The sequence below is a fragment of the Shewanella sp. 10N.261.52.F9 genome (assembly GCF_041471165.1).
GTDB lineage: Bacteria > Pseudomonadota > Gammaproteobacteria > Enterobacterales > Shewanellaceae > Shewanella > Shewanella marinintestina.
In genome coordinates this window covers 172318-194187 of the sequence record NZ_JBFRNX010000024.1, presented here as the reverse complement: position 1 = coordinate 194187, position 21870 = coordinate 172318, and the positions used below count along the sequence as shown (strand labels likewise).

Genomic DNA, 21870 nt, shown 5'->3' with positions numbered 1-21870 from the left:
GAGTCCAGTCTGGGGAGCCATTTTTAGTCAAAGTTGAAGATTGTTATAAAAGTAATTCGATTCCCCTGTAGTTCAGTTGGTAGAACGGCGGACTGTTAATCCGTATGTCACTGGTTCGAGTCCAGTCTGGGGAGCCACTTTTATAATGTAAACTAAAGGTTTTTGCGATTCCCCTGTAGTTCAGTTGGTAGAACGGCGGACTGTTAATCCGTATGTCACTGGTTCGAGTCCAGTCTGGGGAGCCACTTTAGTCTTTTAGTTAAATTTAGTTATGTTAAAGTAATTCGATTCCCCTGTAGTTCAGTTGGTAGAACGGCGGACTGTTAATCCGTATGTCACTGGTTCGAGTCCAGTCTGGGGAGCCACTTTAATATAACACTGCTTTAAAAAGGTTTATGCGATTCCCCTGTAGTTCAGTTGGTAGAACGGCGGACTGTTAATCCGTATGTCACTGGTTCGAGTCCAGTCTGGGGAGCCAACCTTTTCACTTATATTCCTCGTAGTTTCAGTTCAAACACTAAAGCACCTACAATTAATAATTAAATCTGTTTATAATGCTGGCAATTAACATGTCGTCACTCGTTATCGAGTATTCATGCATGAATGGATTCTTATGCCAACATCTAAGTTTTTTCAATTATTCTTAATTTTGTTATTTTCTGCACTCACATTTTTGAGTTACCAGAATGAAAAACGTAATTTAGACACTAAGAATGCCAGCCTGTTAAAGCAATACGCTGAAATAATTAATAAAGAAAATCAATGGCAAGGAAGCGGTGAATCATTATACCAACAGCTACAACCTGCTGTCGGATTTCAATTTTTCCAGTATATAGATAGCAACGACAGCGGTAATAACTTTACTCGTGGTACTTTGCAAACCAACAACACTTCCCCTCTATCACAATTATTTATTACCGACTTGGCAGACACTCGCTCTCTACTAGCCGGTCGCTTACAAGTCAAACTTTCCAATAAATCCGCATTAAGCCAAACTATTACACGCTTTGAATACCACTTAATGATTATTTGGAGCAGTTTTTTACTCATTAGCTTTATTTATTTTCTCTTTACCGCAAGGCAAAAGAGCAGTATTAAATACATTGCTAACAAAATCGAAGATCTCGGCAACCTCTCCTTTGATGCTATTGAACACTCTAAAATTAAAAGAGAATATAACGTTGTCATTCAGTCTTTAGAAAATAGTCAGCAGACATTAAAAGCCAAACTCAATGAGCTACAAGCAGTCAATGAACAACTAACAAAAACAGCATTTCAAGATCCTATTACAGGATTTGGCACTCGCGCCCGTTTCACCGAGAAATTGGAGCAGATCTGTCGGCCGCAGCATAAAGAGGTCGGTGTTCTCTTTATCATTAAGGCAACCGAACTAGGGGCTATTAACCAAATGGTTGGGCGAGAAGGGGGCGATGATTACTTAGCCCGAATTGCCAATGAAATTAGAGCAGCATTTAAGAGTAAACCACAAACATTGTGCTTTCGTATATCTACAGCAGATTTTGCTATTGTACTGCCAGATGCAAATCTAAAACAGGGAGTTGCGATTGCGAGTGTATTATCCACTACATTTAGTGAATATCAACAGCAAGTAGGTACAGCTTCAATTGCTCATATAGGCCTAGTGCCGTACTTACAAGATAGCGATCCGGTCTCGTTAATGACATTAGCTGATACTGCGGTTAGTATTGCGCAAACCTTAGGCCCTAATAGCTACCACTTGCAAGAAGAGCTTACTGGCGATGAACTTTTTGGTGAAAGCCGCTGGAAAGTTGCGATTACTGAATTACTACGTAGGCGCTCAATAAAGTTTTATGTTCAAGCCATCCGCCCTTGTCGTAACGATGTCGAATCGTATAAAGAACTACTCACTCGATTTTATAATAGTGAAGGAAAGGTTTTCCCGACAACAACCGTTATAGCAATGGCAGAGCGCCACGGAATGAGCGGTGAAATAGATAAACTCGTCATACTTAACGCAATCCGTTTACTCATCGAATCACCTAAGATCACCGGTCTTATTGGTATTAATATTAGTGCTGCATCGGCGAGTAACCGAACTTTTGTCTCTTGGATGAAAAACATTTTACAGCAACAAAGACATATCGCGGCTCGGTTAATATTTGAAGTTAATGAGTCGGGCATGCAAACAAACCTCAGCGCCACCTATCATTTTATCAATGAATTACACAGCGTAGGTTCAAGAGTATCTATTGAGCGCTTTGGCCATGGTTTTACTTCATTTAAGTTTTTCAAAGAAGTTCGACCTGACTTTATAAAACTTGATCATAGTTACACTCAAGGGATTAGCACAGATCCGCAGAACCGATTCTTTGTAAAAATGATTATCGACATTGCGCGTAAGTTGGGGATCCGCGTGATTGCAACTGGCGTCGAAAAGCAAGAAGACAAAATTATTATGGAACAACTACTTATAGATGGTCTGCAGGGGTATTACATAGCAAAACCGACACCGTTAATTCAAGGTGAAAAATCTGAAGCAATGGCTTAATACTGCTGATTTATAGAGCAATCCTTTTGTCCTTGCTTTCTATGTGTTGTTAATAGCTACGGAAAAGTCGATAATAGTCAAATTCTGTCTAAAAATTTGAATAGAGATGAGTGAATATCTCCTTTTATTGATTGGCACTGTGCTAGTCAATAACTTCGTATTAGTAAAATTTCTTGGCCTCTGTCCCTTTATGGGAGTGTCGAGCAAGCTCGAGTCTGCGATTGGAATGTCAATGGCGACAACGTTTGTGTTAACACTAGCGTCTATTCTCAGCTACCTCGTCAATCAATACCTACTGCTTCCTTTTGATCTCGGCTACTTACGCACAATGAGTTTTATTTTAGTCATTGCGGTTGTCGTGCAATTTACCGAGATGCTGGTACAGAAAACTAGTGCCTCTTTGCATCGAGCTCTAGGGATTTATCTGCCATTAATTACGACCAACTGTGCCGTATTGGGTGTTGCTTTGCTCAATATTAACGAGAAGCATGGCTTTATCGAGTCGGCTATTTTTGGTTTTGGCGCAGCAGTCGGTTTTTCGTTAGTTTTAGTGCTTTTTTCAGCCATGCGCGAACGCTTGGCCGCAGCAGATGTTCCAACTCCCTTTAAAGGTGGCGCTATCGCCATGGTTACCGCAGGGTTAATGTCCCTCGCCTTTATGGGATTCACAGGATTGGTTAAATAGACATGTCAGGAATTGTAATTGCTGTCGTTGTATTGACGGTACTCGCCCTCGTTTTTGGTGTTTTACTCGGATTTGCCGCAGAAAAGTTTAAAGTAGAAGGCAACCCTCTTACCGACCAAGTCGAAGCTTTACTGCCACAAACTCAATGTGGTCAGTGTGGTTACCCTGGTTGCCGCCCCTACGCTGAAGCTATTGCTGGCGGTGATAAGATCAACAAATGTCCTCCTGGTGGTACCGCCACTATGGAAAAGCTCGCTGATTTAATGGGCGTGGACCCTGAGCCTCTTAATGCTACCGAAGAAGTACAAGTCAAAAAAGTCGCTTATATTCGCGAGGATGAGTGCATAGGCTGTACTAAGTGCATTCAGGCCTGCCCTGTTGATGCCATTTTAGGCTCAGGTAAACTCATGCATACCGTTATCACAGACTATTGTACGGGTTGTGATTTATGCGTGGCACCCTGCCCAGTTGATTGCATTGATATGATACCAGTAGAACAAACCACTAAAACTTGGGATTGGCAATTAAATGCTATTCCAGTCAAGCAGTTGCAAGAGGATAAGCCGTGTTAACTTTATTAGAACAAATTGATAAAGGAACGCTGTGGCGCTCACATGGCGGTGTTCATCCTCCAGAATTAAAGAACTTATCTAATAAGACAACTATTGGCCAAATTCCATTGGCTAATCAGTATGTTTTACCTTTGCCACAAGTTGGCGATAGTGCTTTGTTAGCGGTTAAAGTCAATGATCGTGTTCTAAAGGGACAAGTATTGACCAGCGGCACAAGCTTTGCGTACAGCCCTGTTCATTCACCGACTTCAGGTATTATTACAGCAATCAAAGCAATGCCAAGTAATCATGCATCTGGCATTGAAGTACTTAGCTGTGTCATCCAAGCAGATGGCCTAGACGAAGCGAAGGCAGTTGAACGTTCCGATATTGAAACATTAAGTAATCAAGACATTCTTAAAAAAATTCAGCAAGCTGGTATAGCGGGGCTTGGCGGCGCAGCATTTCCTACTCATATAAAATTAAGTCCAGCTAGTGATATAGAGTTGGTGATAATCAATGGTATCGAGTGCGAACCTTATATCACCTCTGATGACAGATTAATGCGCGAGCATAGCGACGAGATCCTAAGTGGTATTGCTATCATTCAACGTCTTCTTTCGCCAAAGCGCATAATTATCGCAATCGAAGACAATAAACCAGAAGCCATCGATGCTATGCAGCATGCCTTAAACCGCAGCCAATTAGCGTCAGGCAGCACACGCATCACAGCAGTCCCAACCAAATACCCTTCTGGTGGTGAAAAACAGCTTATTCAAATCCTAACTGGCCAAGAAGTGCCCTCAGGGGCGATCCCTGCTCAACTTGGTATGCTAGTACAAAATGTTGGCACAGCCTATGCGATTAATGACGCTGTCATTAACGGATATGCATTAACAAACCGTGTAGTAACCGTTACTGGCTTGAATAGCCAAACACCTGGTAACTACTGGGTTCCCATTGGTACACCAGTTAAGCATATTCTCGACTCGTTGGGTTTTAGTGGTGACTTTGCATCTGATAAGATAATTATTGGTGGCCCAATGATGGGGCATTCACTACCCGATCTTGCAGCTCCAGTGCTTAAAGGCACCAATTGTATTTTGCTGCCAAGTAAAGAAGAAATTGCAGATGATGTCACTGAAAAGCCGTGTATTCGCTGCGGCGAATGTGCTGTTGCCTGCCCTGCTCTTCTGTTGCCTCAACAATTATTCTGGCACTCAAAAGCCGAAGAGTACGACAAAGCTGCAAGTTTCAATTTACATGACTGCATCGAGTGTGGCTGCTGTAGCTACGTCTGTCCAAGTGACATTCCACTTGTAGAGTATTATCGCATTGCAAAATCGGCGATACGCAGTCAAACCGAAGAAAAAAAGCAGGCGGATTTTGCTAAGCAACGTTTCGAAGCCAGATTACAACGTTTAGAAGAAGAAAAGCTTGCCCGTGAAGCCAAAGCAAAAGAAGCAGCAGAGCGACGTAAAGGTACTATGGCTGCTAGCGATAAAAATGCAGTTGCTGAAGCAATGGCACGAATTAAAGCTAAAAAGGCCGCAGAACAAGCAAGTGAAAACGAAGCTGCCGAGCCTCAACTCGATAAAAAAGCACAAATAGCAGCTGCGATTGCTCGTGCAAAAGCTAAAAAAGAGGGTTCCGCCTCTAACAGCTCTGAATCAACAACTTCAGTAACTATCGATGATAAAAAGGCGCAAATTGCTGCTGCAATTGCTCGAGCAAAAGCGAAGAAATCATCAACACCTGCTGCGGACGTCTCAGTTAACAGCTCCCAAGATCCCCAAGGTTTAGATAAGAAAGCGCAAGTTGCCACTGCTGTTGCCCGTGCTAAAGCCAAAAAGGCAGCCGCTAATACAGCAACGGCTCAACCTAGTGAGCTTTCAGTTGAATTAAAAACCGATACGGAAACGACTGTTGATACGCCAGTGAATGATAAGCAAGCGAAAATCGCTGCTGCCGTTGCTCGCGCTAAAGCCAAAAAGGCAGCCGCTAATTCAGCAGTGGCCCAACCTAGTGAGCTGTCAGTTGAATTAAAAACCGATACGGAAACGACTGTTGATACGCCAGTGAATGATAAGCAAGCGAAAATCGCTGCTGCCGTTGCTCGCGCTAAAGCCAAAAAGGCAGCCGCTAATTCAGCAGTGGCACAACCTAGTGAGCAATCAGTTGAATTAGAAACCAATACGGAAACGACTGAAGATACGCCAGTGAATGATAAGCAGGCGAAAATCGCTGCTGCAGTTGCTCGCGCTAAAGCCAAAAAGGCAGCCGCTAAACTGGCAGATGAAACAACTGATGTTGTACAAAACACGAATGAGAGTTTAGCAGAAGCTTCGATTAGCGATAACGGCGCTCTTTCGGGCTTAGATGACAAGCCCTATGCTCCAACAGAGCCGGTTAGCCCCTCACAAAAGGGAGAGGTTAAACAACAAGAGCCTGCGTCAACAATGACCGCTGAACAACAGAAAAAAGCGCGTATCGCAGCAACAATTGCCAAAGCAAAGGCGAAGAAAGCCCAGGCAAAATTGCAGGAAAAGGAATAAAACATGGCGTTTAAATTAGCCTCATCACCGCACTTAAAAGTGCAGTTACAAACCCAAACGGTTATGCGCCGCGTGATTTTATGTGCACTGCCGGGTATTGCTGTACAGAGTTATTTTTTCGGTTTTGGTGTTCTCATCCAAGTGTTATTAGCTGTTTTTGTGGCTTTGGCGGCAGAGTCCGCAGTTTTAGCATTAAGAAAACGTGCGATCGTACCAACAATCAGTGATAACAGTGCCGTGCTCACCGCTGTATTGATAGGTGTAGCCATACCACCTATAGCACCTTGGTGGTTAGTGGTGATCGGTACTTTGTTTGCAATCGTGCTAGTCAAACAGCTATATGGCGGTCTTGGACAAAATATCTTTAATCCAGCCATGGCAGCTTACGTTATGTTGCTGATCTCTTTTCCTGTACAAATGACAAGTTGGTCAGTGCCTTTAGCTATTGCACAAAACCCAATGGATATTAGCCTAACTCTGCAAGCTATTTTTGGATCAATGTCCATCGAGCAGCTTAATACCTATAAGCTCGGTTTTGATGGTATAGCAATGGCCACTCCGTTAGATACGGTAAAAACAGACCTTGCACTTGGATTAACCATGACCGAAAGCCTGAGTAAGTCAGTGTTCTCCGATGGTTTTGGCGTTGGTTGGTTTTGGGTCAATATGGCTTACCTTGTTGGCGGCCTAGTAATGTTAAAGCTTAAGGTTATTCGCTGGCATATTAGCTTTGCTATTTTAGGTTCGCTATTTATCTGTAGTGGTTTTGGTTATTTACTAAACCCAGATACTCACGTTGGGCCATTAATGCAGCTGTTTTCGGGTGCAACAATGATTGCAGCATTTTTCATTGCTACAGATCCGGTGACTGCAGCAACCAGCATTCGTGGCCGTTTAATTTTCGGCGCACTTATTGGCGTATTAGTATACGTGATCCGCACCTACGGTGGTTACCCAGACGCTTTTGCTTTTGCTGTACTGCTCGCTAACCTTTGCGCGCCGTTTATTGACTACTACGTTAAACCGCGCACTTATGGTCACCGCACCGGCAACTGAGTTTAAAGAGAATTTATTTTGAAAAAATCGATGCTAAAAAATGGTTTATTACTAGGTCTATTTGCACTTTTGTGTACAGGGCTTGTGGCTGTGGTCAATGAGTTTACGTTCGACAAGATTAAGCAACAGGAAAAAGTTGAGCTTGCACGCGTATTACACCAGATTGTACCAGATGAAATCCATGATAATGAGCTAACAGAACATTGTATTATTCTCCAATCTGAAGACGCTTTAGGTACTACGGAGCCTCTACCCGCCTATATTGCTACTAAAAGTAATCAAGGTGTTGCAATTGCAATTGAGGCAATAGCACCAGATGGATATAACGGTAATATACGTATTATCATTGGTATCAGTCACTCTGGTGAAGTATTAGGCGTACGCACGTTAGCGCATCAAGAAACGCCGGGCTTAGGTGACAAAATTGAGCTAAGAAAGTCTGAGTGGGTAAAATCATTCGATGGGCTTTTCTTGCAGTCAGACAAAGATAAGCGCTGGAACGTCAAAAAAGATGGCGGTGAAATTGATCAATTTACCGGCGCAACGATTACGCCGCGCGCTTATGTAAAAGCAGTGAAAAAAGCAGTGCTGTATTTTAATGTAAATAAAGCTGCACTATTGTCTACACCAGCTAACTGTGAGGTAGGAAATGAGTGATTATAAAGAACTTGCAAGACAAGGTTTATGGAAGAATAACCCTGGCCTTGTACAGTTACTCGGCTTATGCCCACTACTTGCAGTTACCGCAACGTTAACCAATGCGTTAGGTCTTGGTTTAGCAACAATGCTGGTACTGATTGGCTCAAATATTTTGGTTTCTCTTGTTCGGGATTTTGTACCCAAAGAGATCCGAATTCCTGTATTCGTTATGATTATTGCTGCCCTTGTGACAACCGTTCAGTTGCTAATCAACGCCTACGCATATGGTTTATACCTTTCTTTAGGTATTTTCTTACCGCTTATTGTAACTAACTGCGTCATTATTGGCCGTGCAGAGGCTTACGCTTCACGTAATAACGTCGCTAAGTCTGCTTTTGACGGGTTAATGATGGGACTTGGCTTCACATTGGTTCTGTGTATTTTAGGCGCGAGCCGCGAGATCCTAGGGCAAGGAACACTATTTTACGGAGCTGACCAATTACTCGGCGAGTGGGCAAAATCATTAACTATTCAAATCTGGCAAATGGATACCAGCTTCTTGCTTGCTATGCTGCCACCAGGGGCATTTATTGGTATGGGCTTACTGATTGCGCTTAAGAACGTAATCGATCAGCATTTAGCAAGTAAACAGCCTAAAGCTGAACTTGAGGCTCCTACACGCGCTCGTATTACCAAGGTTAATTAGTCCCGTTTGATCAATAGAATAAATATAAAACAATACGGAAATTTAAAATGAACGCAGAAAAACGTCGCTTAATTCTAGAAAGGTTAAGGGAGAATAACCCTCATCCAGAAACTGAGCTTAATTTCTCTAGCCCATTTGAGCTTTTAGTTGCCGTTACTCTATCCGCTCAAGCAACTGATGTAAGTGTGAATAAGGCAACCGATAAGCTGTTTCCTGTTGCAAACACTGCCCAAGCCATTGTCGACTTAGGTGTTGAAGGGCTAAAGCAATACATTAAGACGATAGGTTTGTATAACAATAAGGCTATTAATGTCGTTAAAGCCTGCGAAATTCTAGTTGAAAAGTACAATGGTGAAGTCCCTGAAAACAGAGAAGCCTTAGAAGCCCTGCCAGGTGTTGGACGAAAAACAGCGAACGTTGTACTCAATACCGCTTTTGGCTGGCCTACCATTGCTGTAGACACCCATATTGATAGGGTTTCGAATCGCACTAAGTTTGCAATGGGTAAAAACGTTGTTGAAGTCGAAAACAAACTGCTTAAAGTAGTGCCAGCAGAATTTAAAGTAGACGTACACCACTGGCTTATTCTGCACGGACGTTATACTTGTATTGCCCGTAAGCCTCGCTGCGGAAGTTGCATTATCGAAGACTTGTGTGAGTTCAAAGATAAGGTTTATCCAGAAGATTAATATTTAATCCAACATTTAGATAAATCAACAAAAAAGCCGCTAATAGCGGCTTTTTTGTACCTCTATGTCAACAAACTATTTGTTAGGCCAATTTATAAACCTAGACCCAACTATAAAACAACCTAACAAAATTTATTTAGTACATACAGATAAAGAAAACAGTTAAAAACGCAGCAATAATAGCAGTAAGACCAAGTGACATTTTTAGTTCAGTTTGCATAGTGTTCTCCTTTAAATACTCAGCTAATAGTATAAGAAACAAGAGACTTTCTCAGACTAATTTAAAGATTTTGTGATCCATGCACTGACTAAAGAAATTGATCTGGCTCAATTTTTACAAAGTGTGTCTATCAAGTAGAATTTCGATATACTTCGCCTCAACTCTTACCCTATCAATTGGATATCTAATCATGGCACAACTATTACATACCATGCTTCGCGTTGGCAATCTTGAACGCAGTATTGAATTTTACACCAAGGTTTTAGGTATGAAACTGCTTAGACAAAGCGAGAATAGTGAATATCAATATACCTTAGCGTTTGTTGGATTTGATGAAGAATCAACAGGCAGTGCAGTGATTGAATTAACTTATAACTGGGGAACTGAATCTTATGATCACGGCAATGCTTTTGGGCATATAGCTATCGGTGAAGAAGATATCTATGCTCGCTGTGAAGCGATTACCGCAGCCGGTGGTAAAGTTATTCGCCCTGCAGGTCCAGTTGCAGGTGGAAACACTGAAATTGCTTTCGTAGAAGATCCTGACGGCTACAAGATTGAATTTATCCAGATGAGTTCAGCCCAGAAAGGTTTAGGCTAAAAAATTAAAATTTTATTATTGATGAATAATAAAAAAGCGCCTTTCGGCGCTTTTTCTTTAGGTTAAATAGCAAATGCTATTTAGAACTTCATGGTTACACCAGCGAAGTATGTACGACCAATTACGTCGTAAACTTCTGGTACTGTACCGCCGTCACTGCCGTTAGATACTTTTGATGGCTCTTCATCAGTAAAGTTCTTAACACCAGCGCTTAGCATCCAAGCATCGTTGATGAAGTATGTAGCTGATAGGTTGTGGTATAGAACAGAGTCTACAGTATCACCTGTTGCCAGGTCATCCATCTCACCGATATAACGGTTGAAGTACATTACGCTCCAATCATCTTGGCCAGCTTTAATGCTGAAGTTGTTACGAACCTCTGCATATGCACCAAAGTTACCATCGATTGTACCAGTGTAATCTTTGCCATCTTGCTCAAAGTTCAACAAGTAAGTGGTATCGTTGCTTACGGTCCAGTCTAGGTTTAGTACTTCAAAGCTATAAGCTAAGTTAAAGTCAATACCGCTTGTATCTTGGAAACCAACGTTAGTTAGTGAGTTAGTCAAGTTAGACAAGTCACCATCTGCACCAATGTTGAAGGTCTCACAAGCTGATGCGTCACCAGCATAACAAGCGTCGATACCAGCTTGAGTGTCAAGACGCGTAATTGCGTTCTTCACTTTAAAGCGCCAGTAGTCAACTGTTAACGACATACCATCTACATAGCTTGGCGAGTAAACTAAACCAGCAGTGTAAGACTCAGACTCTTCAGGCTTAAGATCTTCATCTGAAGTACGGTTTACTAGGATTTGAGGGTCTTTTTCATTACCCCATGGGTCAACTAAGTAATCGTAAGAACCTGAGTTACCACCATATAGCTCACTTACACTTGGAGCACGGAAACCTGTCGCCGCTACAGTACGTAGCATTAAGTCATCAGTAGCTTCATAAGTAAGACCAATCTTCCAAGTTGATGCATTACCAAATGTTGAGTAATCATCAAAACGTAGTGCGAACTCACCGGTTAGCTTATCAGTAAACGGCACGCTCACTTCTTGGAATACAGAGATAACGTTGTAGCTACCATCTGTTGGATCTTGCTGCGCTGCAGTACTTTCACCTGCAACAACAATTGGATCCGGATTGTAGTAACCGCTTTCGTAGCGATACTCTGCACCGATAGCGAATGCAACTGCACCTGCATCTAGGTCAAACAGTTCACCGTTAAGACCTGCAGAGAAGACATGCTGCTCGTTACCACCATCAGCTTCTTCATCATAAGAAACACTATTCAGTACATCTTGATCAGTCATTGGCTGACCAGTTAACCATGGATCTTGGTCAGCATAGATAGCATCAGCCATCAAGTTAGCGTTAATAGAGTTTTCTACGCCAGTCTTAGCTTTGTTATTACCGTAAGTGTACGAAGCATCCCAGTTCATACCCGTATTGATATCTAGTGAACCTTCAAGGCCTGCAGAAATACGCCATGTATCAGTGTCCTGGTTATAAATACGTGGACCCACGTCATTCATACGCTTTCTGTAGTTAACTTGGCCGTTCTTATCTGGAGTAATACCAGCATCGATCATGTCTTGATCAAGCTCTAGACATGTCGCAGGGTCTTGTCCTACTTCACAAACATCTAGCATGATGTTAGCTGGCTGTGGTGCTAACTGCTGATTAGACTTACGCTTGGTATATAGAATGTCACCGGTCATTACGATGTCATCACCTAGCTCTTGAGTCATGTTAGCAAATAGACTGTAACGCTTGCTTGGAGTCTGGTAGAAGCTATCTTGAGTAAAGTCATAACCTTCAGAGCGATCTACCCAGTTACCATTTTCATCTTTAACTTTACCGCCCAAAGAACCATTTGGAATAAATGAGCTGTTACCTGGATCTGTCCAGTCACGGTCAGACTGAATTACACCTTTACGCTCAGAGTATGCTGCACCAAATGTGTAGTTACCGGTATCAGTGTTAAAACCATAAAGTGCGCTGATTTCACCATTTTCGCCGTCACTCTTGTCGGTCATGCCGCCTTGAACATCAACTTGGAAACCTTCAAAGTCTTTCTTAGTGATGATGTTTACAACACCAGCAATTGCATCTGAACCATATACTGCTGATGCGCCATCTTTTAAGATTTCAACACGTGCGATCATCGCTACAGGAATAGAGTTAAGGTCAACAGAGCTGTTTGCACCAGAACCTGAGTTCACCATACGGCGACCATTTAACAGTACTAGTGTACGCTGTGAGCCCATACCGCGAAGGTCAACTTGAGCAACACCGTCAGCACCATTGTTAGTGCTAGAACCTACGGCTTTACCGCCCATAGATGTTTGAGCTTGTAGCAATTCGTCAACGGTAGTAAAACCTTCTGCACGAATTTCTTCAGCGCCAATAACGGTTACTGGCGATGCAGTTTCCATGTCTTGACGTTGGATGCGGGAGCCGGTAACTGCAATGCGTTCTACATCGGCACCAACTTCTTCAGCAAAAGCTGTATTTGATACGGAAAATGCAGTAGTTGAAACCGAAGCAATTAAGCCAAACTTAATTGCTGAGGCCAATTTAGATGGTCTGTTCATTATGTCGTACTCCCTAAACCTAATTATTTTTATATACGTCATTTGTTATTCCTGACGTTGGTATCGATACTGCAATTTCACGTTTAAAGCGTCAATCGAGCAATTTATTAACCATTGCCACAAGTGTGTTGCAAAAACTTAAACAAAAAGTAAATTCCAACAACAACGCACGTTATCAACAATGTGACAACTATCACATCAAAGATAAAAACACTGCTAAAGCAAAAAAATACAGGTAATAAAACCAAAACAAGCGCAACATTTTCTTAACCACTGATAATCACAAAAGTGTGACCTTAGTCACACTTTTATCGTACTAACTTTAGTAAGTCCGACGCTGAACGTTCTATTTCTTAGATATTGCTCATGTTTTTTTTAATCTAACTAGGTTAGCGATCAGCATTGATTCAGGTTTCTATGGAGGGTAACTTCAATAAATGTGAATAGATGTTACAAAGTGACAGTCTTTAGTAAAGAGCTGTAAATTTGCAGTGTCGGATAAAATTTATATTTGTAGACGTCGGTTTGTAACCAGTAGTTTAGTGTTAATAAGCCAGTGAGGGTTGCATAACGCGGTAGTTATTTGATGATGAGTGTTATAGCAGCCAGCTGTTATCCATTGCCATAAATTAAGGCTAGGCGTTCAAAAACACCAAGCCACTATTGGTAGTTTACTTCTATTAGATATTGAACACTCATCTGTCCTAAATTTTCCCCTGAAATGTGTGTGGAAGAAATTGTAACTTCCCCGCCAACATATATCTCAGTTGATGCATCTGATAAGGACATCGTCAAGGCTTGCTTACCATTTGATAAGATTGGAGTAAAAGTCACTGCGCTATTTGTAGAACTCAGAACTTTAATCTGTACATGTTGACCAACATTCCCCAGCACAATTAGTTTTCCTAACGAGGCATTAGACTCTGAACATGCACTACCCGTGCGTCCATTTTGAGTGACTTTACATATTCCATTCTGCACACTATAGATATCACCAAGCTCTAATGCTTGGGTTTGTTCTATAGAAACTGGAATAACCAGATTAAAGTGCGCCTGAGCAAAGGCTGTGACAAGACCAAAAAATAAATTCATGTTAATCCATTAACAAGGAAAGTGACAAAGGCTGAAACTTAATTATAGCCAAACAAAAGAATATTAACGATTCTTTCATCTACTTTTGCACATAGACTTTACGTAAGAAAAAACCGCGATAACAAACCTAGTCTGTTATTAGACAATCGAAGCCTACCGAATATTAAAATGTAAAATCAGCGATAAAAGTGCTTTAAAAGAAGTAAGCCATTTAGATTTGTGATTAAAACAGCAAAGAACTAATCACTAATTTCTAGCTCTGGTATTTGGATAAACTCTCCAGGCGATAAACTAATAGTTCGAATAAACTGATTATCTAGGAAGAGTTCATAATTACCGGGAAGTATTTGACCAAAAATAAAAATACCATCGTACTCAACTCGAGCACTATAACTCAGCTCTTTAGTATTGCTTTTGAGTTCGGCGAGTAAGCCCACAGCGGGTAAATGATCCGAACCCGAGTAAAATACGCTTCCTTCAAGCTCTGCTGTATACATAACTGGGAACAGAATTGGCTGAATATGGCCGGGATGAGGATTTACACTAATGATATGAGCCGCTGGCAGTAAAAATGGATCAGATAGGCTATTTTCATTGAGAATTAATTTTTGCTGCCTATTGGTTTGCAACTGAGTAATGAGTAGCTCACCCTTTTGATCTGTTTGTTTATTTGATTGGCTATGTCCAGAAAACGTTAACCCTGCAATAGGCTGCTCATTGCCATCGAATAACCCGTTAGCGTTATCATCCTGAAAAGCGATAACTTTCACTGTTCCTGTATTGATATAGCTCATTCTATCGATAAGCCAGCGATCTTGGTCTGTGTCCCATAATAACGCGCTATTCCATTTCATTTGCGCAAACCAATCTCCGTTGGTGGCATTATCAATATCTAACCGCAAGCTACCAAAATCAAAAAAGTAAGCGATAGAGTTACGCATACTAAATTCATTATCACTATTAGGCTGATAGCGCAGCTCAACTTGATAATTAGCCTCATCATTAATAGCTGTATTTAAATTTGATACCCACTGGTTCAAGCTGACATCTGGTGAGATTTCGATATCGACATAACTCCGTATTTGCCAATTGCTTAATCGACCAGAAATTGCAATTCTATCGCTCCAACTATTAAGCTTATTTAAACTAGACCAGCGAAGCTCATTGCTTAAAGATAAAGAATACAATTGACCTGAGAGTAAGAAGTTTGCTTGGGCATTATCGCTACCGAAGTTAAGTGCTTGCCAACGACCATTTACGCCCCAGTTCAGCCCCATATTGACAAAGGAGCCATTCAAGCTCGCGAAAGCTTGTTGTTTGATCCGACCACCAACATTATCCCAGGTTGAGTAGTTACTGTATTGTTGCCATTCGGCTTGCCAATCAATATCCCTTTGGCTGCCTTGAACTGCTGCGCTAGTAGCATAGCCTTGGTCACTTTTAACATAGTTAAGTTGTATTAGCTGCGAATCACCGACATAGTTAACCGATAAACGCGGTAAAAACCGCCACTGCTTTAATTCATCTTGCTGTTGAACTAGCGCTAGTCCTACTGTCATATCTTCTCGAACAGCCCAATTTACATCGGCATAATATTGTTTTAAATCATCTTGCTCACGCGAAATTGCGCCAACATTAACGCCAAGACTTCCCTTTTCTAGCACAGAGCTATCGAGCAATTTACTAAAGGATTCAACACGACTTTCACCATTTGGTCCGTAAAAACGCAATTGATATTGATTCAAACCAATATAATATGGCACATCAGTAAAGCGGTACAGGCCATCAGATTGAACTCGCTGAACACCAACTAAGGTGTTATTACGATAAAGCTCTACATCCCAACCAGCCTCTAATTCACCATCTACAACAATGGTCCGTAAATCTGCCGTAAACTCACTGCCAGCACTGACAGTAAAGCCAGCGCCTCGAGTCGAATCAGAAACTAAAGATAAGCTGTGGGAGTCCACATCGCCTAAACGGTAGAAATTAACCCATTGATCTTGGACTACTCGCTCGAGGTAGCCGTTAAAGGTCGTTCCGCTCGCTGTTTGAGAGTATGCAGCATAGCTATTGTGGCCAAACAAATCGGCCCTTGTCTGTATATAACTGTCTGTTTCAGTTTTAGCTTCATTATTAAACGATTGCGCTCTCACACCTAAATCAACATTTAGTGCTAAATCACCAACTACGGCATATTCTTTATTAACTGCCTGAACTTTACGTACATCGGCACTGTTCTTCTGTGCATTAAATAACTGGTATTTTTTCTGTCTTTCAATTAACTGGCTAAGGGGGATATGATCAGAAGCGGCTATATCAAACTTTTGCCTCGCTGAATCAAACGTAATCTCAATACCGAATAACTGCTGCAATATCTTAGTCTCAATATAGAGATCCCAACTATCGTGATAGATAACCGATGATGTTACGGTGCAATCTACTCCTTGATTCCAAAACAGCATCAATTGCTGATCTATTTGGATTGTTTTAGCCTCATCAACAAACCAGCCATGTGCCGACAGAGAATCGATATCGATTTGCACTGGTAATAAAAGCTGCTCAACTACAAACTCTAACGGTAAATACGTACGACCGTTATCTTGATAAGCAAACATTTCATTGCTTAACGACATATCTGCATAAAATAGTTGGGTAACAAGAAATAGCGCTTCGTCTGCAATTTGGTTTTGATAGGGTATTGCTAGCTGATGATCACAAGCTTTAATCATTGAAGTTGCTAGCGACGGTTCTACTTGTGTGTCTCTTAACGCTGTAACAAGAGGCTTTTCATGGGATTCTAAAGCACTCGTCACCTTATCAGTTTTAGAGTCATGCCCAATTAAACTTGGTTCTGCAACCGTAATTAAGCTTGATAATGCCAAATCGGCATCATTGGATAAGCTTAAAGCAGGTTGACGTAAAGGAGTCCGGATTGACGCGGTGCCTTTACTAAATGTTTGATGCTGTGACTTTGCTTTTGCTAGCTCAATTAACGTAGGTTGCATTAATGCTTCTAGTGATTGCGCTTTTGACTCAATAGTTTTTTGTACGTCAGCTAATGTTTTTTGAGGACTGTCCAGACTGATGGCCTCAACCAAAGTATCGATAGGTTGAACGCTGTTTTCTCGATCTTCTGGAGAATAAATTTTAGTGGCAGCTAGTGGTTCAAACCTTTCGAATTTAGAGTCATCAAATGATGCATCTTTTGACGCAAGTGACGCGATCAGAAGTATCGCTGCTAAAGTCAGCCAGCGACAGAGTTGTAAAAGTCGAAGCATCGCGTTCAGGTCGGCTAGAGTATTAACTTAGCCTCAACAGTTTTTGCTTGAAAAAGTGAATTATTTTCTTGATAGCGGATGATTAATTCGGTCCCCGCAGCAACAGGTTCTGTAAGAGCAATAGAAAACTGACGCTCATTTAGCTCTGTATAGATAGCGACATTTTTAGTCGCGGCAACGATTTGCTTAGTTACTGGATTGATGACTTCTATATCACCGAAGCTACTGCGTTCACCAATCCGTTGCAGCGTCACCTCAATAGATTGCCTAGTGTTATCAATTGCACTTTTTTCAATCTTTAGCTCGCTGCTCAAATCCCCCACTCGCATCAAAACGGGGATCGCAACTTTCATATAAGCAGAGATAGACAGGCTGAATGTGTCCGCTTTTTGCTCTGTTGCATCATTGGAGCTTTTGGGCGCTAAAGGAATTTGATGAAACACGATATAACTACGATATTCACCCTGTGCAATATTTCTAGGTAAACGAGCAGCTAAACGAACTCGTACTCCCTGCTCGGGCTCTATATTAACTCGGCGAGGTGAATAACGCACAAAATTTGCTAGTGACTGAGTCGCTTCCTGTTTTGATAATTCGACATAATCACCATTTGCGAGCATTTTTTTATCTTCAAAATAGATATTATAGCGAGCAGACTCGGTACTTTTATTAACTAAAGAGAAAACAGCGCTGGTATTTTTACGATCAAGCTCTACGCGAGTTGGATTGACAAGTAAATTGGCAGAGGCATCAAATACCCAAAGTGCTGTAATACAGCAAAGTAAAATCTTTTTCATATTTTCGCCTAGCTAATGTACGAGGTTTACCCTCTTTTATTGTTTTAAATAGCTTACTTCGGCATCGACAGTCATCGATTTAAAAAGGACTATGAATCATTCCACTCATAGCCCTCAATCTAATTAGTAAGTCACGCTCAATGTATAAGTTAGTGCGTGAGTACCAGCTAAAGCAGTAGCGGCTGTAATATCTAAGTTACCAGCAACATTAATTGACGCTGTGTTACCTGAAATTGTTTCAGAAGCATTGGCCACACTTGGTGTAAATGCAACGCCAGCAACAGTGTTATCGACTCCAGATACAGAAACGTTAATAGCGCCGTTAGCTCCTGTTACTGTAAAAGCACCTGCAGCTTGTGTCGCGCCGCCAGCAACACATAAAGTTCCTGTAGTACCTCCGGAAAAATCGACTCCACAGCTGCCATCAGTCACAATTGAAACATCACCAAACTCCATAGCTGTCGCTTCAGTTACAGTAAGAGGGTAAACCAAGTTAAAATTTGCTGTGCCCGTTGCGTCTTCAGCAGTCGCGCTAGCAGAAAGTAGTAGTGATGATGCAACAAGGGTAGAAAGGAGTATTTTTTTATTCATTATTAATTTACCTATTTTAACGATTATAGTTGTTATATCCCCCTGCTAAAACAGCAATAATAAACCCCTGAAATAACTCGATGATTTATGTTGCAAGCAGCGCCTGAAACAAAAATATAACAATTCAGACACATCTAGCAACAGCTTTAAGGCTAGGTTCATAAAAGTGTAATAATTCAATCTAGCAACAATTGCTAACCCATAAGTTTTATAAGGAATAATAAACAACCACATGAGTCGAAACCACCACAATAAAACTCAAACGCATCACTTAAACCCTGGAAAAGTGCAAGATATAAGAATAAAAAACACACAAATATACTATGGCTACTAATTATATATAACCAAAAGAGCTAATTTATATTCATTAAGAATAGTTCGTTAGTCTATACCAACTCGCAAAACATAGACTTTCCTACTAGAGATTTAGAATGTGAACCGCGGTTTTCTTTCATCTTCCGTGTAAAATTCATGATTGTTTTTTTTATTGTTCACGTTAACCTATAAAAAATATTCAGTAATATGCCAACAACAAAAATAAAAATGCCAACATTCAACGCTCAACAATCGCCAACATCAAAGACCATTAAACTTATAATCATTAGCCTACTGAGTTCTCTTATCAGCACTAAAGCAATTGCAGCTGTAACAATCACAGAAATACAGTCGCTTAAGTATCCAACTACGATAAAAAATATAAATAAATCCACAGTTGTAGTGGTTAATTGGAAAGGTAAGCTTGGCGGTGGCACTAATGCGACCTTACTCGATAATGATTATTACCAGGGGAAATATTTAGTAAGCTCTGATACCAACCAACCGATATCTGTAGATTTTTTTCAGATTGCTAATGAAGCTAAAGTGAATTTGAAAACGCTAAGAGTCAGGTATAAGAATAAAACCTATAAGAGCTTTCCAACGATAGCGCTTGAAAACCCGGGACGTGATGGTGAAATAATTTCAATAGGCGCTAAAGTCGCTGCCGGGAAAAATGCGACGGCTGGAGAAAAGTTTCCGCAATATGTGTTAAGGATCACCGAGCAATGATAGCTCATTTAGCATTACAGTTAACTAGTCAATAGCCCGTTTCTAAACGGGCTATTTTATTTGAAATATCAAGCTTCAGGCTTGATTATATTAAAATGACTATAAGCTCTGTTAGTCGCTATTCGTCCACGTGGTGTACGCTGAATAAACCCTTGCTGAATTAAAAACGGTTCTAGCACATCTTCAATGGTCTCGCGCTCTTCACCAATTGCTGCGGCTAAGTTATCTAAACCAACAGGACCGCCCATAAACTTATCAATAATGGCCAGCAATAACTTTCTGTCCATGTAATCAAAGCCTTCAGCGTCAACATCGAGCATGTCTAATGCTTCATTGGCAATAGCTTGAGTTACTGCGCCACTATGTTTTACTTCTGCAAAATCTCGCACGCGTCTAAGCAATCGGTTAGCAATACGCGGTGTACCGCGAGAGCGACGGGCTATTTCAATCGATCCTGCATCATCAATCTCAAGATCCATCACTTTGGCACTGCGCGTTACGATGCTTGAAAGATCTTTAACGTTATAAAACTCAAGCCTAAGCGGAATACCAAAACGTGCCCTAAGTGGTGATGTTAATGCACCTGCGCGTGTCGTTGCACCAACGAGTGTAAAAGGCGGCAAATCTAGCTTAATAGAGCGTGCAGCTGGACCTTCACCAATCATAATATCAAGTTGGTAATCTTCCATAGCTGGATACAAAATCTCTTCAACTACCGGGCTTAATCGATGGATTTCATCGATAAACAACACATCATTTGGCTCAAGGTTAGTCAGTAATGCCGCCAAGTCTCCGGCCTTTTCTAACACTGGACCTGAGGTTGATTTAATATTCACGCCCATTTCATTAGCAACAATCATCGCCAATGTAGTTTTACCTAAGCCTGGTGGACCATAAATCAACATATGATCTAATGCTTCACCACGCTTTTGCGCTGCTTGGATAAAAATCTTAAGCTGCGCGCGCGTATCATCCTGGCCAGTATACTCATCGAGCATCTTAGGTCGCATAGCGCGATCAACAGCTTCAACCTCTTCACGGTCGATGATGTTAGGTTGTATGAGTCGGTCTGCTTCAATCATTTGTTATCCTTAAAGCATCGATTTCAATGCTGATTTAATCAGCGTTTCAGAACTCATACCATCAGTATAAACTGCTGATACCGCTTTACTCGCTTGAGCAGGCTTATAACCAAGAGACAATAGCGCTGCAATGGCATCTTCTTCAGCAGTATTAACCACTTCAGGGGCCTTATAGTTTGATTGCAACATAAACTCTCGCTCAGAACCGACGGATGCTTCCATTAGGTTCTTAAGTTTGTCGCGCATCTCAACTAATAAACGCTCTGCGGTTTTTTTACCAACACCAGGTAATTTTACCAAAGTGGCGATATCGTCGCGCTCAACACAGGCAACAAACTCACCTGCAGTCATGCCAGATAAAATGGTTAAGCCAAGCTTAGGCCCAACGCCATTGGCTTTGATCAGCAATCTAAATAGGCTGCGCTCTTGTTTAGTCACAAAACCATAAAGCAACTGCGCATCTTCTCTAACCACAAAATGCGTATAAATCACCGCTTCTTGGCCAAGCTCTGGAAGCTCATAAAAGCTAGTAAGCGGCATTTGGATTTCATAGCCAACGCCAGCTACATCCACAAGCACTTCTGGTGCTTGTTTCTCAATTAACAATCCGCGAATACGACCTATCATTTATAACGTCCGTAAGTTCTAACATTTGCTCGGCCACCTAACGCTGCCAAGCTTTGACAAGTATGATAATGGCATACGGCTACGCCCAATGCATCAGCAGCATCGGCTTGCGGCGCACTTGGCAATTTAAGTAATTGCTGGATCATATGCTGTACTTGCGTTTTTTGCGCGCGGCCCGTACCAACAACCGCACTTTTGATCTGCGTTGCGCTGTATTCGGCAACCGGCAAGTTAGCCGCTGTTGCCGCAACAATAGCCGCTCCTCTAGCTTGGCCAAGTTTTAATGCAGAGTCCGCATTTTTAGCCATAAAAACTCGCTCAATTGCAAATTCGTCCGGTTGATATTGTCTGATAATTTCAGACAAGCCATCAAAAATCTGCTTTAAACGTAATGGCAACTCATCTGAGCTGGTACGAATACAACCACTACCGACATAAACTTGCTGCCGACCTACACATTGAATCACGCCATACCCAGTGATCCGAGAGCCGGGATCGACTCCCAAAATAATTGCCATATTTTA

At 41.5% G+C, this 21870-nt stretch carries 18 protein-coding genes and 4 tRNA genes; 14 read left to right on the top strand and 8 right to left on the bottom strand.

The window, feature by feature from the left end; genetic code table 11:
* Positions 1 to 61: 61 nt before the first annotated feature.
* From AB4298_RS17065 to gloA, 13 genes are all read left to right on the top strand, one after another.
* Positions 62 to 137: transfer RNA gene (locus tag AB4298_RS17065), tRNA-Asn, on the top strand.
* Between the two features lie 32 nt (positions 138 to 169).
* Positions 170 to 245, top strand: a tRNA-Asn gene (locus AB4298_RS17060).
* A 44-nt stretch (positions 246 to 289) separates the two neighbouring features.
* Positions 290 to 365, top strand: a tRNA-Asn gene (locus tag AB4298_RS17055).
* A 37-nt stretch (positions 366 to 402) separates the two neighbouring features.
* A tRNA-Asn gene (locus AB4298_RS17050) sits at positions 403 to 478 on the top strand.
* A gap of 135 nt (positions 479 to 613) precedes the next feature.
* On the top strand, positions 614 to 2530 hold the full coding sequence (locus tag AB4298_RS17045; RefSeq protein WP_371987631.1) for an EAL domain-containing protein: 1917 nt from the start codon (positions 614 to 616) through the stop codon (positions 2528 to 2530).
* Between the two features lie 106 nt (positions 2531 to 2636).
* Positions 2637 to 3215: an electron transport complex subunit RsxA gene (gene rsxA / locus AB4298_RS17040; RefSeq protein ID WP_012277028.1), complete on the top strand. Its 579-nt coding sequence runs from the start codon at positions 2637 to 2639 to the stop codon at positions 3213 to 3215.
* Positions 3216 to 3217: 2 nt separating this feature from the next.
* The gene (rsxB, locus tag AB4298_RS17035; RefSeq protein ID WP_248997300.1) at positions 3218 to 3787 is read left to right on the top strand and encodes an electron transport complex subunit RsxB; all 570 of its coding nucleotides are present in this window, start codon (positions 3218 to 3220) and stop codon (positions 3785 to 3787) included.
* Complete coding sequence (gene rsxC / locus AB4298_RS17030) at positions 3781 to 6321, top strand: electron transport complex subunit RsxC (protein ID WP_371987624.1); 2541 nt, start codon at positions 3781 to 3783, stop codon at positions 6319 to 6321. The genes rsxB and rsxC overlap by 7 nt, the downstream gene beginning before the upstream one ends.
* 3 nt (positions 6322 to 6324) lie before the next feature.
* Positions 6325 to 7377 (top strand): electron transport complex subunit RsxD, encoded by a 1053-nt coding sequence (gene rsxD / locus AB4298_RS17025; protein ID WP_371987623.1) that lies wholly within the window; start codon positions 6325 to 6327, stop codon positions 7375 to 7377.
* An 18-nt stretch (positions 7378 to 7395) separates the two neighbouring features.
* Entirely contained in the window at positions 7396 to 8034 is a 639-nt protein-coding gene (gene rsxG / locus AB4298_RS17020; protein ID WP_371987622.1) for an electron transport complex subunit RsxG, read from the top strand.
* Positions 8027 to 8722 carry an electron transport complex subunit E gene (gene rsxE / locus AB4298_RS17015; RefSeq protein WP_371987621.1) on the top strand — a complete coding sequence of 232 codons (696 nt, stop codon included), beginning with the start codon at positions 8027 to 8029 and terminating at the stop codon, positions 8720 to 8722. The genes rsxG and rsxE overlap by 8 nt, the downstream gene beginning before the upstream one ends.
* A gap of 47 nt (positions 8723 to 8769) precedes the next feature.
* Positions 8770 to 9411 carry an endonuclease III gene (nth, locus tag AB4298_RS17010; protein WP_371987620.1) on the top strand — a complete coding sequence of 214 codons (642 nt, stop codon included), beginning with the start codon at positions 8770 to 8772 and terminating at the stop codon, positions 9409 to 9411.
* Positions 9412 to 9821: 410 nt separating this feature from the next.
* Positions 9822 to 10232 carry a lactoylglutathione lyase gene (gloA, locus tag AB4298_RS17005; protein WP_371987618.1) on the top strand — a complete coding sequence of 137 codons (411 nt, stop codon included), beginning with the start codon at positions 9822 to 9824 and terminating at the stop codon, positions 10230 to 10232.
* Between the two features lie 80 nt (positions 10233 to 10312).
* Here the strand turns inward: gloA and AB4298_RS17000 are convergent, their stop codons facing one another.
* The 5 genes from AB4298_RS17000 to AB4298_RS16980 form a co-directional block, all read right to left on the bottom strand.
* Entirely contained in the window at positions 10313 to 12829 is a 2517-nt protein-coding gene (locus tag AB4298_RS17000) for a TonB-dependent receptor (RefSeq protein ID WP_248997307.1), read from the bottom strand.
* A gap of 660 nt (positions 12830 to 13489) precedes the next feature.
* Positions 13490 to 13921 (bottom strand): hypothetical protein, encoded by a 432-nt coding sequence (locus tag AB4298_RS16995; RefSeq protein WP_371987617.1) that lies wholly within the window; start codon positions 13919 to 13921, stop codon positions 13490 to 13492.
* A 239-nt stretch (positions 13922 to 14160) separates the two neighbouring features.
* On the bottom strand, positions 14161 to 17202 hold the full coding sequence (locus tag AB4298_RS16990; protein WP_371987616.1) for a carboxypeptidase regulatory-like domain-containing protein: 3042 nt from the start codon (positions 17200 to 17202) through the stop codon (positions 14161 to 14163).
* A 14-nt stretch (positions 17203 to 17216) separates the two neighbouring features.
* Positions 17217 to 17999: a fimbrial biogenesis chaperone gene (locus AB4298_RS16985; RefSeq protein WP_371987614.1), complete on the bottom strand. Its 783-nt coding sequence runs from the start codon at positions 17997 to 17999 to the stop codon at positions 17217 to 17219.
* Positions 18000 to 18122: 123 nt separating this feature from the next.
* Positions 18123 to 18590 (bottom strand): hypothetical protein, encoded by a 468-nt coding sequence (locus tag AB4298_RS16980; RefSeq protein WP_248997311.1) that lies wholly within the window; start codon positions 18588 to 18590, stop codon positions 18123 to 18125.
* Positions 18591 to 19133: 543 nt separating this feature from the next.
* Between AB4298_RS16980 and AB4298_RS16975 the strand changes: the two genes are divergently transcribed.
* Positions 19134 to 19637 carry a hypothetical protein gene (locus AB4298_RS16975; protein ID WP_371987613.1) on the top strand — a complete coding sequence of 168 codons (504 nt, stop codon included), beginning with the start codon at positions 19134 to 19136 and terminating at the stop codon, positions 19635 to 19637.
* 68 nt (positions 19638 to 19705) lie between these two features.
* On the opposite strand, the gene ruvB is transcribed toward AB4298_RS16975, so the two are convergent.
* Genes ruvB through ruvC form a run of 3 tightly spaced genes read right to left on the bottom strand, consistent with a single transcriptional unit; the run spans position 19706 to position 21864 of the window.
* The gene (ruvB, locus tag AB4298_RS16970) at positions 19706 to 20719 is read right to left on the bottom strand and encodes a Holliday junction branch migration DNA helicase RuvB (protein WP_371987611.1); all 1014 of its coding nucleotides are present in this window, start codon (positions 20717 to 20719) and stop codon (positions 19706 to 19708) included.
* Positions 20720 to 20728: 9 nt separating this feature from the next.
* On the bottom strand, positions 20729 to 21346 hold the full coding sequence (ruvA, locus tag AB4298_RS16965; protein ID WP_371987609.1) for a Holliday junction branch migration protein RuvA: 618 nt from the start codon (positions 21344 to 21346) through the stop codon (positions 20729 to 20731).
* A complete protein-coding gene (gene ruvC, locus AB4298_RS16960; RefSeq protein ID WP_371987608.1) occupies positions 21343 to 21864 on the bottom strand; it encodes a crossover junction endodeoxyribonuclease RuvC in 522 nt (173 codons plus the stop codon). The genes ruvA and ruvC overlap by 4 nt, the downstream gene beginning before the upstream one ends.
* Positions 21865 to 21870: the final 6 nt, after the last annotated feature.

Excerpts from the sequence above, each read along its gene's own strand:
- AB4298_RS17045 (WP_371987631.1), top strand. The coding sequence starts at position 614 with ATGCCAACATCTAAGTTTTTTCAATTATTCTTAATTTTGTTATTTTCT.
- rsxA (WP_012277028.1), top strand. The coding sequence starts at position 2,637 with ATGAGTGAATATCTCCTTTTATTGATTGGCACTGTGCTAGTCAATAAC.
- rsxB (WP_248997300.1), top strand. The coding sequence starts at position 3,218 with ATGTCAGGAATTGTAATTGCTGTCGTTGTATTGACGGTACTCGCCCTC.
- rsxD (WP_371987623.1), top strand. The coding sequence starts at position 6,325 with ATGGCGTTTAAATTAGCCTCATCACCGCACTTAAAAGTGCAGTTACAA.
- rsxE (WP_371987621.1), top strand. The coding sequence starts at position 8,027 with ATGAGTGATTATAAAGAACTTGCAAGACAAGGTTTATGGAAGAATAAC.
- nth (WP_371987620.1), top strand. The coding sequence starts at position 8,770 with ATGAACGCAGAAAAACGTCGCTTAATTCTAGAAAGGTTAAGGGAGAAT.
- gloA (WP_371987618.1), top strand. The coding sequence starts at position 9,822 with ATGGCACAACTATTACATACCATGCTTCGCGTTGGCAATCTTGAACGC.
- AB4298_RS17000 (WP_248997307.1), bottom strand. The coding sequence starts at position 12,829 with ATGAACAGACCATCTAAATTGGCCTCAGCAATTAAGTTTGGCTTAATT.
- AB4298_RS16995 (WP_371987617.1), bottom strand. The coding sequence starts at position 13,921 with ATGAATTTATTTTTTGGTCTTGTCACAGCCTTTGCTCAGGCGCACTTT.
- AB4298_RS16990 (WP_371987616.1), bottom strand. The coding sequence starts at position 17,202 with ATGCTTCGACTTTTACAACTCTGTCGCTGGCTGACTTTAGCAGCGATA.
- AB4298_RS16985 (WP_371987614.1), bottom strand. The coding sequence starts at position 17,999 with ATGAAAAAGATTTTACTTTGCTGTATTACAGCACTTTGGGTATTTGAT.
- AB4298_RS16980 (WP_248997311.1), bottom strand. The coding sequence starts at position 18,590 with ATGAATAAAAAAATACTCCTTTCTACCCTTGTTGCATCATCACTACTA.
- AB4298_RS16975 (WP_371987613.1), top strand. The coding sequence starts at position 19,134 with ATGCCAACATTCAACGCTCAACAATCGCCAACATCAAAGACCATTAAA.
- ruvB (WP_371987611.1), bottom strand. The coding sequence starts at position 20,719 with ATGATTGAAGCAGACCGACTCATACAACCTAACATCATCGACCGTGAA.
- ruvA (WP_371987609.1), bottom strand. The coding sequence starts at position 21,346 with ATGATAGGTCGTATTCGCGGATTGTTAATTGAGAAACAAGCACCAGAA.
- ruvC (WP_371987608.1), bottom strand. The coding sequence starts at position 21,864 with ATGGCAATTATTTTGGGAGTCGATCCCGGCTCTCGGATCACTGGGTAT.